This is a genomic window from Sporosarcina sp. FSL K6-3457 (genome assembly GCF_038007285.1).
GTDB lineage: Bacteria > Bacillota > Bacilli > Bacillales_A > Planococcaceae > Sporosarcina.
The window spans coordinates 3,723,541-3,739,854 of record NZ_JBBOWX010000001.1; the positions used below are offsets into that span (position 1 = coordinate 3,723,541).

Here is a 16,314-nt window from a genome sequence, read left to right on the forward strand (position 1 = left end):
ACTTACTCAATTAGAAGAGTTTGGTTGAAAGTTGTAATTTGATGGTGTATTGCGCGCGAAATGGTGGATGTTGCGTGTGGGGACACGGCGTTGCGCGTGAGAGACACGGCGTTGCGCGTGAGAGACATGCCGTTGCGCGCGGGTGACATCACATTGCGCGCAGGAGACATGACATTGCGCGCAGGAGACATGACATTGCGCGCAGGAGACATGACATTGCGCGCAGGAGACATGACATTGCGCGCAGGAGACATGACATTGCGCGCAGGAGACATCACATTGCGCGCGGGAGACATCACATTGCGCGCGAGAGACATGACATTGCGCGCAGGAGACATCACATTGCGCGCGGGAGACATCACATTGCGCGCGGGAGACATCACATTGCGCGCGGGAGACATCACATTGCGCGCGGGAGACATCACATTGCGCGCAGGAGACATGACATTGCGCGCAGGAGACATGACATTGCGCGCAGGAGACATGACATTGCGCGCGGGTGACATGACGTTGCGCGCGGGTGACACCACATTGCGCGCGGGTGACATGACATTGCGCGCAGGAGACATGACATTGCGCGCAGGTGACATCACATTGCGCGCGGGAGACATGACATTGCGCGCAGGTGACATCACATTGCGCGCGGGAGACATGACATTGCGCGCGAAGAACAAACGCATTCATGCACCCCACACAAAAACCGCCTTTCGGCGGTTTTGGGTTAGAGTGTTGTATCCTGTAGGAAGTTTTGGATGATGTGTTGGGTTGGTTCGTATGTTTTGATGGTGTAGCCTTCTTGTTGGAGCCATTCGATGATTTGTGGAAGGGCTTTTGTTGTTTGGCTGCGGTCGTGGAGTAGAATGATGATGTCACGGTCACCTGATTTGTAGGCTTTTTCTACGCCGGTACGGACGTTTTTGGTGATTTTGTCTGCTTGTTTGTCGGTGTATTTCCAGTCGTTGGAGTCTACGTCCCAGTCCCACATTTTGTAGTTGTGTTTGTTGAGTTGTTGTTGCATGGCAGGTGTGACGTGTGGTTTGCTACCGTATGGAACGCGCAGTAGTTTGGCGTCTTGGCCTGTCATTTGAAGGATGAGTTTTGTTCCTTCGTTCATTTCATTGATGAAGGCTGTTGAAGATTTGTATACCTTATTTTTGTCGTGCGTCATGCTGTGTGTGCCGATGTAATGGCCTTCGTCAGCGACTGCTTTGACGATATTTTCGTTGTTTTTCATATGTTTGCCAAGGAAGAAAAATGTGCCTTGGGCGTTGTATTTTTTTAGTGTTTTGTTGTTGATTGTTGTAAATTGATTTGGACCATCGTCAAATGTTAAATAGACGTTTACCGCTGATTTCTGGCTAGGTTTTATTGGTGATACAACCGTCTTTGATTTTTCCAACAGTTGCTGAATTTTTTTTTCGTATTCGGTATGGCTTATATGTGCATAGTCGTCGCGATAGATGCGTAACGTTTGTTGTTTTTGGAAATATTCCGTTTTGAATCCAATTTCCCGCGCAATGTATTTTACGCTAATGAAGAGTTTTCCATCGACATCGACGATTGGCACCCAACTGAGTTCTACACCATCTTTCACTATTTGTTGCGTGACCTCGTTATAACTGATTTCTATACCGCGTTTTCGGATGTACGTCATGTTGCTTTCTTGCTCTACCGGGATGTACAATACTTTGGCAATTTCATCGAGCGGTACTTTCATATCGTTGTCAATAACACGCACCTCTGTGAAGTCCAGTAGTCGATCATGGAGTCCGACGTGATGCGTCTGTTTTTTATCTGCCGCTTTACTGAGCGACGCACTGAAAACAAGACTAATTGCCAGCATCGTACACATTGCAAATACTATTTTCTTCACACTACCCACCCCATTCGCTACATTCTATCATAGCAAATCGAACGGCGAAGGGTTCGATTTGCCGTATTTCTGCGCTTTTGCAGAAATGAAGGCACACAACCAAAGTGTCTCGTACTCAAACTGCATTCATCTTACCACTTATAAAGATGGGAGTCTTCCGCTGAATTCAGATAAGAATAGCTGACTTGGCATTTTATGCTTTAGAATCTTATTCATGCCTATTTGTGCAATATTGGTAGATGGCTGCAGTAGCGAGGCAGTCTCCGAGTGCATCATGGGCATCGTGTTCAAGCTGCAAAAAGTTTGTGAGTGTTGTCAATTTGTGATTAGGTGTTTCAGTGATTATTTTTCGAGCAAGTTTCACCGTATCGATAACGGTATATTCAGGAATGCTCACATCAGCCCGGTTTTCGATTGCGTAGAGAAACCCCATATCAAATGACGCATTATGAGCGATGATTGGTAAATCTCCGATGAAATCAAGCAGTTCTTCAATTTTCTGTTCAATGGTTGGGGCAGATTTAGCCATGTCGTTTGAAATACCTGTAAGTTGTGTTACTGCGACCGGAATATGCCGTTGTGGATTGACTATTGTATTTAGTATGTCCGTCAATTCGTGTTTTACATATTTGACAGCACCAATTTGGATAATTTGATCTGCGCCGGCACGAAGACCTGTCGTTTCAAAATCAAGGACGACATAGTCTTGGACAGCTGCGGATGACGTCCTATATCTTTTGTTTTTTGTCGCTCTTCTTGCCCCCCAATTTTGTTCCGTTGATTTTCTATAAAGCAATTCAATTGCTTTAGCATTTAAGTCTGTCATAGGTACACTTCCTTTTTACGGAAAAATCCGTTTGTTTATTCTACTTATACTGCTTCATACCCTTAACTACAAAGTTTATCCCCTTTTTAATAAAAAAATAGGGAATCCCCTTGTGAATTATCCAAGGATTCCCTATTAGTGTGAAATTAATCTGCGATGTAGGTTTCTTCTACCGGCTGCAGTTGATCTCCTTGCACTGCCGATTCAACTGTTGCATAAACGGTGGTCGTGAAGTTTGGATGTGTCACGGTAATGACTGATATACCCGGTCCGACTGCTGTCACAAGACCTTTGTTCAGCGTGACCACTTTTGGGTGTGATGATTTAAATTTTGTGTCTGTTGTTACATTTTTCTCTGTGATTGAGCCATCTGGTTTGGTTGTAGTTTCGATGACTGTCAATTGCTGTTGCTCCCCCACTTTGAGTGTGATGTTCGTTGTGTCGATTGAATACGTAACGATATCTTTTGGTACTTCTACTACTTCAAGATAAACGAATTGTGTAGCTTGACCAGGAATTTTAACATTGACTTGTGTTTGCCCGACTGTATGTGCCGTGACAATACCTTTTCTTACCGTCGCAATTTTGTTGTTGACGACGCTAAAACTTGATATGCCTGTAATGTCTTTTGTAAATTTTTGTCCCGCTGGTGTCTGTGTTGTTTCAGTAACTATGATTTGACCTTCTTGGCCGACCGTTAGTTTTAACTCCGAGACATTGACTGAATACGTAACGGTATCTTTCTGTTCTTCAACTACGTTAATGTACACAAGAAGTGTTTCTGCATTTGGAATCATGATACGTGCTTGTGTACTGCCTGGCATCAATGGTGTGATGAGCCCTTTTTTAATGGTTGCCACTTTGTTGTTGACTACATTGTAAGATCCCGATGCTGTGATGTCTTCAGTAATGATCTGGCCGTTTGGTTTTGTTGTTGTTTTAGTAACTTTTAGTTGTTCTGGTTGACCAACTGTCAGTACGAATTCGTTTTTATTGGCCGAATAGGTGACGATATCTTGCTGTACTTCTGTTACTTCAAGGTAGACAAGGATTAGTTCTTGGTCTGGAATCATGACACGCACTTGTGTTTTTCCAGCTGCTTTTGCTGTGACAAGACCTTTTTGGACTGTTGCGATTTGGTTGTTAGCTACGTTGAATTTTGTTGCATTTGTGATGTCTTTGTTGATGATTTGACCATTCGGCTTGGTCGTTATTTCGGTTACTTTTAGCTGTTGCTGTTGACCTACTTGAAGGTTCATGTTTGTTTTGTCCACAGTATATGTGACGATGTCTTGCGCTTTTTTCGTCACTTCTAGGTCGACGTAGATGGTTTCTTGGTTTGGAATATTGACAAGCACTTGCGTTTTCCCAACTGCTTTTGCTGTGACAAGACCTTTTTTAACCGTTGCGATTTTGCTATTGGCGCTACTATAGGTTCCTTTTGCTGTGACATCTTTGTCTATCACCGTACCATCTGGTTGGATTGTGGTTTCAGTGACAATCAGTTGCTCTTGCTGATCAACACCTAGTGTCAAGCTGGTTTTATTAACTGCGTAAGTGACAGGTTCTGTTGCACCTTTTTCTAGAATCTTTTCTGCCTTGTTGCCTGCAGCATCGCTATATTTCACTTTGACAGTGTCTGTGTTTTTATTCCACGTACCAATGTCAAAGGAGAAAGTTCCATCTTGTGCAAGTTTTACATCACCTGATGATTTGACGACGCTATTTTCTAGCACTTCAAATGTGGCGTTCAATTTCGTGTTGATGTCATAGCCGAGGCCGTAGTTGACAAGTTCGGCTTGATAATCAACATATTTGTCGATGATTTTACCGGTTGCTGTTGTGTCAGTCACTTTTCCTTCAATTGTACCTGCTGTTGATTTCACCACAATGGGTCCGACATAGTCGCCAATGAGTGGCGGATTGCCAGAAGCTGTTTCAGCTGTGAAGTCGATTGTATATAAGCCATCAGGAATAGTCGTTTGTGGTGCACTCGCCGCCCACGGTTTGTAATTCCCTTTAATATCCAATTTGTATGAGCCAGCCGCGAGTGCATTAGCTGCGTGCAAGTAGCCGATGTAGCCATCACCATACTCACCGCCAGCTGGATTCATAATATCCCACAGTTCGATGTAGTTCGTTTTGACATCGCCTGTAATTTTGAACGTCAGAACAGCCGAATCTTTAATACCGTCTCCGTTGAAGGATAGATCGGTTTCTGTAATCGCCATGTCTTGCAGTTCCGTACCTGCTGCTTTACTAAAGTCCGCCGCGAATGGCAATGAAACCTCAGTACCCTCACCGTTGACTTTGATGTAACCAAGAATTTCAGAGCCTGCGCCTACATTGTCATTTTCCGAAGCAGTAAGTGTCACTTTCAACAATTGTTCGCCATTCAATGTGAATGATGATTGGTCGACCGTTACTTGGGCATCTCCGAAGGATTTTGTCACATCCACTGTTACATCGTAATTTCCACCAATCCCTTTGATGTCCTTGACGAGAATATCTTTGGTGACGGAGATATTGCCGTCTTTGAGGGATTGGGGACCGAATGTAACTGTTCCTTTCACGTTTTCACCAATGTCACCCGCTGCATTCAATACTGCCTCATCAATTGCATACGCAAGGATTGTCGGATGTGCTGCTGCATAAGCCTCTACGCGTCCCGCTCCTTGAGCCATGACATCATAGTTCGTCGTGTTTAACAATTTGGCACTGTTGGATAGTGCCACTTTCACATCAAACGCATTCCAGTCTGGATTCGCTTGTTTAACAAGTGCTGCAATCCCGGCAATATGTGGTGTTGCCATTGACGTACCTGTTTTCCGTGTGAAGGCTTCTTCATAAGTTACATCTGGAAAATCTGCTTTATACATCGGAATTGTGGACATGATATTCGTGCCAGGCGCACTTACGTCTGGTTTAATATCAAAGTTAGGCGTAGATGGGCCACGAGAGCTTGAGTCGTTTACCTCGTCACCAATCGTCATTGTTTTGTTAAAGTTACTGAATACTACTGTTCCTTGTCCGTTTTGAAGAGCTGCACGAATAGCTTCTCCGTCTGTTTGTGACAAATCATAAGCTGGGATGAATTCAAATGCATCTCCTAAAAATGTCCCTGATGCATTTGGTGCATTTGTGCCTCCTGCCATGTTATGGACAAGTATCGCCACTGCACCTGCCGTTCTTGCATGTTCAATTTTGTCGACGAATGCAATTTCACCACGTGAGACAAGTGCTACTTTTCCGTCTACATCGAGCCCGTTGTAGTCCGTGCTAGCGCCTACTCCAGGTACTGCTACTACTTCAAATTCACCTGCAAGTTGTGTCGCTATATCTACCCCAAATGTAGTCCCCATCAAATTCACTTTTTTGGATAGCTGATAATCTCCTACTACTATATTTACGTTGCTATCATAATGCGCTTCTGGATTTGTTGTATTCCCTACTGCGATTCCTAGGCGTGCCGTCGATGGCGTTCCCATTGTCCCACGGTTTGGGCCCGCATTTCCTGTTGCCACTACTGCGATTGTACCTGCCATCATTGCATTATTGATAGCAAATGAGCCACCGTCAGTTTCGGAGTTTGCTCCCCCGCCTAGCGATAGGTTAATAACATCCATTTCTTGTTTTACGGATTCTTCTATCGCCGCGATGATTCCTGATGTAGAACCGCTGCCATATGCGCCAAGAACACGATAAGCATATAGATCTACCTTCGGTGCAATCCCTTTAACATTGTATGGATTCGCTCCAATTGCTGCAATTGTACCTGCAACGTGCGTACCATGAGATGTATAGAAGGAGCTTCCTCTCTCATCAAATTCAGGTGCTGTTGCTGGTCGTTCTACTGGCGATGTTTCTGAAGCATCATTGTCTGCCCGCGTTCTTGTGTAAGTTGCTGAATTCGGAATAAAGTTCTTGCCGCCCTTATAAATACCAGCGAAGTCGGGGTGATCTTTATCGATTCCCGTATCGAGAACAGCAACTTTAATACCTTGTCCTTGAATGCCTTCAGCCCAAAGCTTTTCAATACCTAAGAATGAAATACTCGTATCCATCGCTGAATCTACTTGTCCATCAATACTTCCTAACGAATCTTCAAATGCGTAAACTTCTGTATCAGGCTCGATCAATGTGACACCTTGAATGTCCAAGAGCTCGTCGAGGTCAGATGCTTTTACTGTTGCTGAAAAACCGTTGAGTACTGTATTGTAAGCAAACCCCTCTGTATGAGATATGTTTTTTACATTCATCGTTTTTTTAATACGTATTTGCTGTGCTTGTACTTGCGCTTCTACTGCTGTTGCTTGTTGGCTAGTAAATTTCCTTCCTGCCAACTCTTGAATTCCTTGTTCAAGTGCCACAGGTTTTTCAGATAAATGAACAATAACTGCTACTTCTGTATCCCCCGATAAATCCTGCAAGTCTTTGTGTAGAGTAGGTCCACCCTCCAACAAATGTAATTGCTCCACAATTGCTGCTTTCAGTTGCATCGTGCTTTCATTCGGATTAGCCGTTTTGAATGGCTGCGTTTCATCCACATTTGCTGCTGCCGATAACGGTGCTAGCAGTGATAAAACCATTACCAATGCAAGAATTGCACTGAAAAATGGAGTAAACTTATTGTGCTTCAATTCTCATTTCCCCTTTTCTACTATTCTGCACTCATGAAAATTGTGCGATACCTTAATCTTATGCGGGGACAACTAGACTTAGAACAAATAATTAGAAATTATTTTTTAGAGATAAAAAGAGTTATATTCGTTCAACAGTTGCTAGGTTCGGCAGGAGTGTTGCCTAGTTTGCCGACAGTGAATCAATTATAGGCATAGTTCCGTGACACTCCACATATACTGACAGCAAAATGGAGTTGCAAGGGGCTCTCTACCTATAACGCCATGAAGTCGAGTCTGATTTATCAATTGCGCCTCGGCGTAATTGCGTTGGGATTTTGAATTGTGCACAGCACAATTAACTCCCCTCAAAATCCCTAACATCCGCCGGCCGACAAAAACGCCACGTCCTGTACGTCGGAGGCTTAACTTGAATTAACAGGGAGTTTGAACTCCCTCTGATTGAAATGCTTTTCTGGCGTTCATCCCGCCACTGAGGAGAAATGGAACTAAATTTCTCCCCTTTAGAAGTGGGAGACTTCTGCTGAATCAAGTTAAATTTCCTTTTATCAATCACTAGATATTGTTTAAGAAACGGTCTTTTTGTCTATCCTTCTGGCAAGGACCGATTCATCAGGAAATATACTTCAACTTATTTCCCGGGAAATCGACAAAGGGGCGGATTGTTATGAAAGAGGAAGAAAATTATGGAGTAACGTGGCAGGATTTTCTATTCGGATTGACAGGCTCAACCGTTTTCGTTGTAGCTCTTTACTTTATTACTAGCTGAAAATCACAAAAAACACCGATCGTTACGCTATAACGACTGGTGTTTTTTACATTCTGCTTTTCAATTGTCCTACAGTCCTTCCGTCAATTCATTGAACATTGATAGATTATTTGTTTCCAATGCGTAGTCGATCATACGCAATCTGTTATCTGCTTCTAATTGTTCGAGGATACCAATTGCTTCGAGTTTAACTACTTCCGGCATTTCTGTTTCCATATCTAATGTTCCTTCCAGAATGGTCGTCAAATGCATGTGGAGATCTGATATCAGCAGCAATTGGTAAAGCGGCAGTCGAATAAAGCGGTTGCCCCGTTGGAAGACAAATACTTCCCCTAGATTCTCAACTTGTAAGCTTTTCATATTGATGACGATTTCTTTACCTTCTGACGGCACGAATTGAAATACTTCTCCTCCTTTGATGATGGAGAAATATTGATAAGCAAATACTAAACGAAGGCGAAAATCTTCCTGGCTTGTGAAAAATGGCGTCATACGCTGTACGGATAGCATCTTTCTCCCTCCTAGTATTGAATATTTCGATTATTACTATTCTATCACATCTGTGACGTTTTTGTGAACGTTTCCGTTCTCTTCTTGCATCCGCCATTCTAGTTCTTTAATTTTGTTTAATAGGTCTATGCATGACAAATGATAGTTGTATCGGTTTAAAATCTAGTTTTAATGAAGTTAATAATTCAGATAGCCCTTCATATAGATCTCCGGGCAAATCTTTTTTTCTCTTAAATGTAACCCTATTTTGTTCAAAATCTAAGAGCACTATCTGGAATGCTAGCGTTCCGAATTGTACTGAGCTGAGATATAGCTTTCGTTCTTCCTTTATATAGTTAGTGTTTAAAACTGATGATGATAGTAGTGTAATGTTATGCTGCAATTCTTCCCTTTTATCAAACTGTTGTTTTAAATTAGGTACGTACAAAGTTAATTCCTCCAATATTTCATTCCTCCTTAACAGCGCCATAAGTATTAACGCCGCGCATGATTATTTATAATCACTATTTTACCAATAAATCCCCAATATTCATTACAAACCAACAATTATTAAATTTTAATCTACATATTGTTGGTTTTATTAAATTCCGCTCTATTCTTCTATACGGTTGGGAAAAAAGAGAGGGATGTTACTATGCATTTCGGGAAACAATTTAAGGAATATCGGGAAGAGTATTTACGTATGAAACAACTTGAAGCGGCGCATCAACTAAAAATAGATCCTGCTGCTTTGTCTAATTATGAAAGGAATGAACGGGGATTTCCGAATGACCTGTTGCCTATCGTGAAAGAAACGTTTGCCGTTCCAGATGACTATTTTCTTGCGATGGTATTGGGAACACCCTTGAAATCTGTCAGGGATTTCAAGATGACGCAGCCTGCCAAAACGTCTGAAGTACAGGAACGATATATGAACAGTTTTATCGATAGGCATCGGCAACTATTTGAAGAGAGTTCTGAACTACGCGAATTTGTTTCTCTGGCATCTTTGTTAACTGAAAAGGATCGACGTATTTTCCTTAATTCTAACAAAGCCTTATTAACTTTAATCCATAAACACGCAAAAGAGGAGGATACGGAATAACATCATTTCCGGTCTGGCCCGAAAAGCGGTATAATAGAAAGAATGCTTTTCTGAAGGAGTGGTCCCATCAACATGACCGTAGAACGTGTTTCCTACTTACACGAAAGTGAAATAGATGAATTTATGAATGACATTCAACATGCACTACAGCCCGGAGTCGAGGGCGATGCACTACGAGTGCGTCATGCTGTGGCGCTTGTTCGAAACAATGCTATCGATTCTTATCTCCCCTCTGGAGATGTTATTACAGTTACTACACTTGGTGAAAAGCTTGAAATTGTACGCCTTTCTTTTATGCAAATGGAGGCGGATTGTACGTGTCGCTCCGATGGTTGGTGTTCACATCGGCTTGCCGTCATTTTTCACCTTTATTCACAGTTCCATTCGCTGACGGATTGGCTTCATGAATGGCGCAGAACTGAATCGCAGCAAATGACGCTGTCCATCTCATCACGTACGCCCGATGCATGGATTGATGTTTTAAAGCGTTTAACGCAGCCTCTGCGCACAATTGGAATGGCAGAAAATCCAGGCGTGTTTATTCATGAAACTTCTTTGATTGATCAAAAGGCGATTCCACTTATCCCGTTTGAATGGGAATGGAAGCCTCTTTTTGAACTCTACTATCGTTTACATGTACTGGATGCTGGTTGGGCATATGTTCAGACGCATCTGGGAGGACAGACATCCTCCTTTTTCTACGGTAAATGGTATGTACAAAACTGGGTAACCGAACAGCTTGGAAAACTACATGATAGCGTGACGGCCATTGGGGCAAAACCTAAATTATTTGAAGCGGATGCTTTCCATGAACGTTTGAAAGAGCTCGTTCGTACATTCACACTTGAAAATACAGGGTTATTTGCCGAGAGATTCCGCGTCTATCGCCTCTTTTGGCAGCATCTTTTTCCAACGCATTCTGCCAGGGATGCTGAGTTAGCTATTCTTAGCCAAGAGCAATCTGAGGAAGCCCAAGTTCTAGTTGCCTTTTTCCTTCTGTTACAAGGGGAGCATGATGGACTGGAGGAGCTGATTAGTCATGTATCACTCGATAATATGGCCATCTGGTTCCCGCTTGCAGACCTTGCAGAAGGCGATGATGATATCGAGTCACTTTCTATTATAATGACTGCATTACTTCCCTTCATTGGCGATTATGTTAATCATACTGTGACGCTTGCCAATCGGCCGCTGTTTGTTCGAAAAATTGATGGGTTATTTGAAGCTGCCGACTTTCCGGAGGAGGCACGTGAAAGCTTATTTGCGCATTATGGTGAATCTGGGATTGATGTCTTTGCAGATTTTCTCGTTGAACGTGAGCGATTTTCTGAATGGGCGGCTCTTATGCATAGATATGGTGTTTCCTATGACGGTGCTGAGGCAGGCGGCTTGAAAGTTGCGTTATCGTCAGATCCAGTAGCTGTCATGCCTCTTCTTCATACGTATGCAATGGGTTTTATAAAAGAAAAGAATCGGCATAGTTATCGACGTGCCGTTAAATTATTCAAGAAAATGAAAGCTGGTTCTAAAAAGGGTGGAAAAGCTGATTTTTGGAATCAATACATTGATACTGTGCGCGAAAAAAAACGTAGACTTCGAGCATTGATGGAAGAAATGGAAAAGGGGAATCTAAACTTATGAGTAGAACATTCACATTGAATCGCCTTTTCCGGCTTGGAATTCGCCTAACTGAGGATGGACTGTTTTTCATGACTGCTGTCGATGACAACCGTTTCGTTGTCGATCCGGACCAACTTATTTCTTATCTATTCTTCAACAATGAGCGGGCATTGTATGGACTTCTTGCACAGACGGATGGCGAAGAAGTCCAATTGCGTGCAGATCAACTGCTACAAGCCTTTTCTACTTTGCACCCCTATGCTTCATTCGAAGGACTGACAGGCGAGGATGATGCACAGCTTACTTTCATCCGTGAGGCTGCTGATGCCTGGAAGGACCCAAATTTGTGGAATTATGCGGAAATAGAAGGAGCCAGCATCCGTTTCAACAATAAACAAGCTGGCTTGTCGTTAGAGGCTGCGATTATTATTGGCCATGCTGTCCGTAGCAAACTGACTGACTCTGTCATCCATCCTGATTTGCTTCCCTCATTGTTGCCTCATTTACGGACTTACGGCTGGCCTGGTGAAGCCATTTCAACGATGCCGATTCAAGTCGCTTTCCGCTTGACCGAACCGGCTGCCGACACAGATACGGACTGGTTGCTAGAGTCTGTTATTATTAGTGAACGCGGTACACATTGGTTGCCTACCGCCAGAAAGGTCAATGCACCTGCAATAGAGGCATTACCCGCTAAGTGGAAGCCCTATGCAGATGACATTGTAAAAAAACAATCCGAAATGATATCCTTTCTTGGCTCCATCGATATCGTTTCAGATGAAAGCTTTTTATCCACCACGATGGCTGATATGGAAGTGCGTACGTTCATTAAGGAGGATCTTCCTTTATTGCAATCGTTTGGCTATCCCGTCATTTTACCCGCATGGCTAAAATCGGTAACGGAGTCAAAAATGCAGGTTCGTACAAATGCAGGTATGCAATCCTATCGCTCAGCCACTGGTCTAGATGAAGTATTATCCTTTGACTGGAATTTCTCGCTCGCTGGTAATCCTATTGATCAAAATACTTTCCGAAAACTTGTCGATGAAAATCGGGAATACATTCGGTCTGGCGACGAATGGTTCCACATTGATCCACTCTGGTTGAAGAAGATCCGAGACTTGATGGACCGAGCGGATGCTGGAGAATGGACCGTTAAAGATTTACTATTTCAAGATATCCCTGAAGAAATTGTTCCTCTGGAAGATGATGATGAAATCGATGATCCCCTTTTCGCTTTCACGATGCAGCAATCACTTCGTAGTTATATGGATATGCTATCTGAAAAAAAAGGACTACCCACTGCTGGAATTTCTGAAAATTTGCAAGCACAGCTTCGTCCTTATCAGGAGGAGGGCTATGACTGGCTCATTTTCATGCGTGACAATCAGTTTGGTGCATGCCTTGCCGATGATATGGGTCTTGGGAAGACCATTCAGCTCATTACTTATTTACTAAACGTGCATGCAAGAACAGAGACAACTACACCTTCATTGATTGTTTGTCCAACAAGTGTCCTAGGTAACTGGCAAAAAGAAATTGAACGCTTTGCTCCAACATTATCAGTCCATACACATTACGGACCATCGCGTGCGAAAGATGATAGTTTCAAGGAGCTCATCGGACAACTGAATCCTGATATTATCCTTACAACGTATGGCACGGCTTCACAGGATGGTGAAATGCTTGCGAATACTGAATTCGCGAGTATTACACTCGATGAAGCCCAGAACATCAAGAACATGCAGACAAGGCAGTCTCGCGTCATTCGGAAGCTTCGTGGTAAACACCATATTGCGCTGACCGGCACGCCGATTGAAAACCGCTTATCAGAGTTATGGGCTATTTTCGACTTTATACACAGAGGCTATTTCGGTAATTTCCGGAAGTTCACGGATAACTTCATCATCCCCATCGAGCGTGATGATTCTGAGATGGATAAACGAAAGCTACGAGCCAAAATCAGTCCATTCCTATTGCGCCGAACAAAGAGCGATCCTGATTTGCAATTGAATCTACCGAAAAAGCTTGAACAGAACGAATATTGCCCGCTAACAACCGAACAGGCCGCTCTTTATGAAAGTTTCCTGGAAGAGACGAAATTCAAATTGCAGACCCTAACTGGTTTTGAAAAGAAGGGGCTCATTTTGAAAATGCTTAGTCGGTTGAAGCAACTTTGTAATCATCCCGCCCTATTCTTGAAGGAGCCGCACGCACCTGCTGAGCAGATGTTAAACCGCTCCGACAAATTAGACAGGATTGTGTCAATGGCAGCTGATATTGCTGGTAATGGCGAACAATGCCTCATCTTCACGCAATACATCGGCATGGGGCAGCTTATTCGCCAATGTCTATCTGAGCTGCACGGGATTGATGTACCGTTCTTAACAGGTAGCATGCCGAAAGGGCAACGTGATCGGCTGGTAGAGGCTTTCCAGGAAGGTGAATTCCCTATCTTCATCCTATCATTAAAAGCTGGTGGTACTGGATTGAATTTAACAGGTGCAAACCATGTCTTACACGCGGATCGCTGGTGGAATCCTGCTGTTGAAAATCAAGCAACTGACCGTGCCTATCGAATTGGTCAGACCAAATTTGTGCATGTCCATAAATTTGTGACCATTGGAACGATTGAAGAAAAAATCGATAAAATGCTTGTGGAGAAGGCGGCACTGTCTGCTGACCTTATCCAGTCAACTCAATGGCTTACAGAATTATCAGACACAGAACTTGATGATTTGCTATCGTTTAGAAGCTAAATTAATATAACTGACCTCAGGGATGTAAACTACTCTGAGGTCTTTTCTATGCTGTCATACGCGCTCCGCAATTGGTCTTTTATGTAGCGCAATGATTTTTTTCTTACGCTCCATCTCTTCAAAACGGTTAAGCCGCTCATTTAGATTGGCAACGATGCTAACAAGCTGAACAATCTGTAACTCCATCCGTTTCACATCTTTGTCAAGTGTACTCATAAGCCACACTCCCTTCTTTCATCTTCTACTGATAGAAAAACCCGTGAGCAAAAGTGGTCTTCACTCCCGGGCCATAAATGATTTGTGCTCATGGTCGTATGATCATTTGTTTGTTCAACCCACATTCCCGTGTAGAGCTACCCTGAATGTATCTCTACATGACATTACTGCGGATACGAGCAGGACCCCAATCTTGCATGTATCCAAGTATTCCTTTTCTCACGTACATACTATCCATTTTTAGTTGTCATTGCAGCTCCGGTCTGTTAGCCGGTCAGCTTCCTCCTCTCACTCGATTTTCTCCGGCTTACTATGTATTAGCTTCTCCGGTTAAAAAATCGGTAATCCTTCTGTTTCGCGGTTAGGTAGATCAAAATGTTCTTCCTCCTTAGTTTCCGCTACTGATGGTGCGGTTGCATTGCTCCTGACGGCTTCTCCGTACAGATTGTCATTGCTTCGCCTTTTCGTGGCGATAAAACGGATATCTTCACCAATCACTTCGGTTACGTAGACCCGGCTTTTGTCTTCGCGTTCATATGACCTTGATTGGATTCGTCCACCGACACCAATTAACGATCCTTTGCCGCAATGCTTAGCCGTATTCTCCGCTCCCCTTCCCCACATCGTACAGAGGACAAAGTCCGTATCCACTTCTCCGTTCTGGTTTTTGAAGTTACGATTGACCGCGAGGACAAAACTGGTTTGTACTCTTCCCTCCGACACTCTTCTTAGGATTGGATCCTTCGTGATACGCCCTACAAGTGCAACCTGATTCAACTGATTCCCTCCCTTCAAGTTATTGGATTTATCTTACTTCTTTCAACCAAGGTATGCAAAATGCCATTTTCTAAATTTGGTGCCTTTATATACCCAATTCACTCTATTTTGAAAGACATGAAAAAATCCTTGTTGCTAATAAATCGCTTGCCCTCAACCCTAGCAAGTTGTCTACTATCCACGCATAATTCAAATTTGGCATATTTCATTTTTTTACGTCGAATTTTTCTCCTATGGTATAATCAAAGGAAAAAGACTGGGGCTGATTCACGATGAAATCGTTTAAAATGTTGTCTGTCGGAATCGTAACTGAAGATAGTATGCAGGATTTCCCACTTATCGATGGGATTATCATTAATCAAGAAAACAGTCATCGTCTGTGGGTTTTGGAGATGTTCATCGACCAGGTGCATCAATCCACTTTTGAAAAATGGATGGCGGATGAGGCATTACTTGAAGCAAAAGTAGTCATCTCATATCCTGAAAATGACCCAGCCCCGTTTCGTGTTGCTGTCGAATCTGTAAAACAGATTGGGACTAATATATCTGTTTTATTAAAAGGACGCTTGAAACGAGCGCGCTCACAATATGCGGAACAACTTTTGGAGGAATTGATTGGCGAAGGTTTAGCAGGCAACGACTTGCTTCGTCGTTTCGAATCAGATATGCGTTCCCGCCCACGGTTGAAAAGGGATAAGGAAGAAGAGAATGAGTGAGGAAGAGCTGCCTGAGTGTGAGGCAGCTTTTTTTTGTTGTGGGATGATTTGTTGCGTGTGGGAGCTAGTACATTGCGCGCGGCGGCTAGTACATTGCGCGCGCAGGCTAGTACATTGCGCGCGGCGGCTAGTACATTGCGCGCGCAGGCTAGTACATTGCGCGCGCAGGCTAGTACATTGCGCGCGCAGGCTAGTACATTGCGCGCGCAGGCTAGTACATTGCGCGCGGCTAGCACATTGCGCGCGGCGGCTAGCACATTGCGCGCGGTGGCTAGTACATTGCGCGCGGTGGCTAGCACATTGCGCGCGCAGGCTAGTACATTGCGCGCGCAGGCTAGCACATTGCGCGCGCAGGCTAGCACATTGCGCGCGCAGCGCTAGTACATTGCGCGCGGCGGCTAGTACATTGCGCGCGGCGGCTAGTACATTGCGCGCGGTGGCTAGCACATTGCGCGCGGTGGCTAGCACATTGCGCGCGGTGGCTAGCACATTGCGCGCGGTGGCTAGCACATTGCGCGCGGTGG

13 protein-coding genes are annotated in these 16,314 nt (G+C 43.8%); 5 read left to right on the forward strand and 8 right to left on the reverse strand.

Going from position 1 to position 16,314, the window contains the following annotated elements:
- Positions 1–2 precede the first annotated feature (2 nt).
- From N1I80_RS18045 to N1I80_RS18070, 6 genes are all read right to left on the reverse strand, one after another.
- Positions 3–680, reverse strand: coding sequence for a hypothetical protein (locus N1I80_RS18045; RefSeq protein WP_340739222.1), 678 nt, complete (start codon positions 678–680; stop codon positions 3–5).
- A gap of 41 nt (positions 681–721) precedes the next feature.
- On the reverse strand, positions 722–1,873 hold the full coding sequence (locus N1I80_RS18050; RefSeq protein WP_340739223.1) for a polysaccharide deacetylase family protein: 1,152 nt from the start codon (positions 1,871–1,873) through the stop codon (positions 722–724).
- A gap of 208 nt (positions 1,874–2,081) precedes the next feature.
- Positions 2,082–2,699: a 3'-5' exonuclease gene (locus N1I80_RS18055; RefSeq protein WP_340739224.1), complete on the reverse strand. Its 618-nt coding sequence runs from the start codon at positions 2,697–2,699 to the stop codon at positions 2,082–2,084.
- Between the two features lie 146 nt (positions 2,700–2,845).
- Complete coding sequence (locus N1I80_RS18060; RefSeq protein ID WP_340739225.1) at positions 2,846–7,339, reverse strand: S8 family serine peptidase; 4,494 nt, start codon at positions 7,337–7,339, stop codon at positions 2,846–2,848.
- Positions 7,340–8,177: 838 nt separating this feature from the next.
- A complete protein-coding gene (locus N1I80_RS18065) occupies positions 8,178–8,618 on the reverse strand; it encodes a transcriptional regulator (protein ID WP_340739226.1) in 441 nt (146 codons plus the stop codon).
- Positions 8,619–8,724: 106 nt separating this feature from the next.
- Positions 8,725–9,060 (reverse strand): hypothetical protein, encoded by a 336-nt coding sequence (locus N1I80_RS18070; RefSeq protein ID WP_340739227.1) that lies wholly within the window; start codon positions 9,058–9,060, stop codon positions 8,725–8,727.
- A 192-nt stretch (positions 9,061–9,252) separates the two neighbouring features.
- On the opposite strand from N1I80_RS18070, the gene N1I80_RS18075 reads away from it, so the two are divergent.
- The 3 genes from N1I80_RS18075 (at position 9,253) to N1I80_RS18085 (ending at position 14,081) form a co-directional block, all read left to right on the forward strand.
- Positions 9,253–9,702, forward strand: coding sequence for a helix-turn-helix domain-containing protein (locus tag N1I80_RS18075; RefSeq protein ID WP_340739228.1), 450 nt, complete (start codon positions 9,253–9,255; stop codon positions 9,700–9,702).
- Between the two features lie 72 nt (positions 9,703–9,774).
- On the forward strand, positions 9,775–11,343 hold the full coding sequence (locus N1I80_RS18080; protein WP_340739229.1) for an SWIM zinc finger family protein: 1,569 nt from the start codon (positions 9,775–9,777) through the stop codon (positions 11,341–11,343).
- On the forward strand, positions 11,340–14,081 hold the full coding sequence (locus N1I80_RS18085; protein ID WP_340739230.1) for a DEAD/DEAH box helicase: 2,742 nt from the start codon (positions 11,340–11,342) through the stop codon (positions 14,079–14,081). Before N1I80_RS18080 ends, N1I80_RS18085 begins: the two co-directional genes overlap by 4 nt.
- Before the next feature lie 54 nt (positions 14,082–14,135).
- Here the strand turns inward: N1I80_RS18085 and N1I80_RS18090 are convergent, their stop codons facing one another.
- The gene (locus N1I80_RS18090) at positions 14,136–14,297 is read right to left on the reverse strand and encodes a hypothetical protein (RefSeq protein WP_340739231.1); all 162 of its coding nucleotides are present in this window, start codon (positions 14,295–14,297) and stop codon (positions 14,136–14,138) included.
- Positions 14,298–14,627: 330 nt separating this feature from the next.
- Positions 14,628–15,074, reverse strand: coding sequence for a single-stranded DNA-binding protein (locus N1I80_RS18095; RefSeq protein ID WP_340739232.1), 447 nt, complete (start codon positions 15,072–15,074; stop codon positions 14,628–14,630).
- 272 nt (positions 15,075–15,346) lie between these two features.
- Between N1I80_RS18095 and N1I80_RS18100 the strand changes: the two genes are divergently transcribed.
- Positions 15,347–15,790 carry a YwpF family protein gene (locus tag N1I80_RS18100; protein ID WP_340739233.1) on the forward strand — a complete coding sequence of 148 codons (444 nt, stop codon included), beginning with the start codon at positions 15,347–15,349 and terminating at the stop codon, positions 15,788–15,790.
- Between the two features lie 33 nt (positions 15,791–15,823).
- Positions 15,824–16,171: a hypothetical protein gene (locus N1I80_RS18105; RefSeq protein ID WP_340739234.1), complete on the forward strand. Its 348-nt coding sequence runs from the start codon at positions 15,824–15,826 to the stop codon at positions 16,169–16,171.
- The last annotated feature ends 143 nt before the right edge of the window (positions 16,172–16,314 follow it).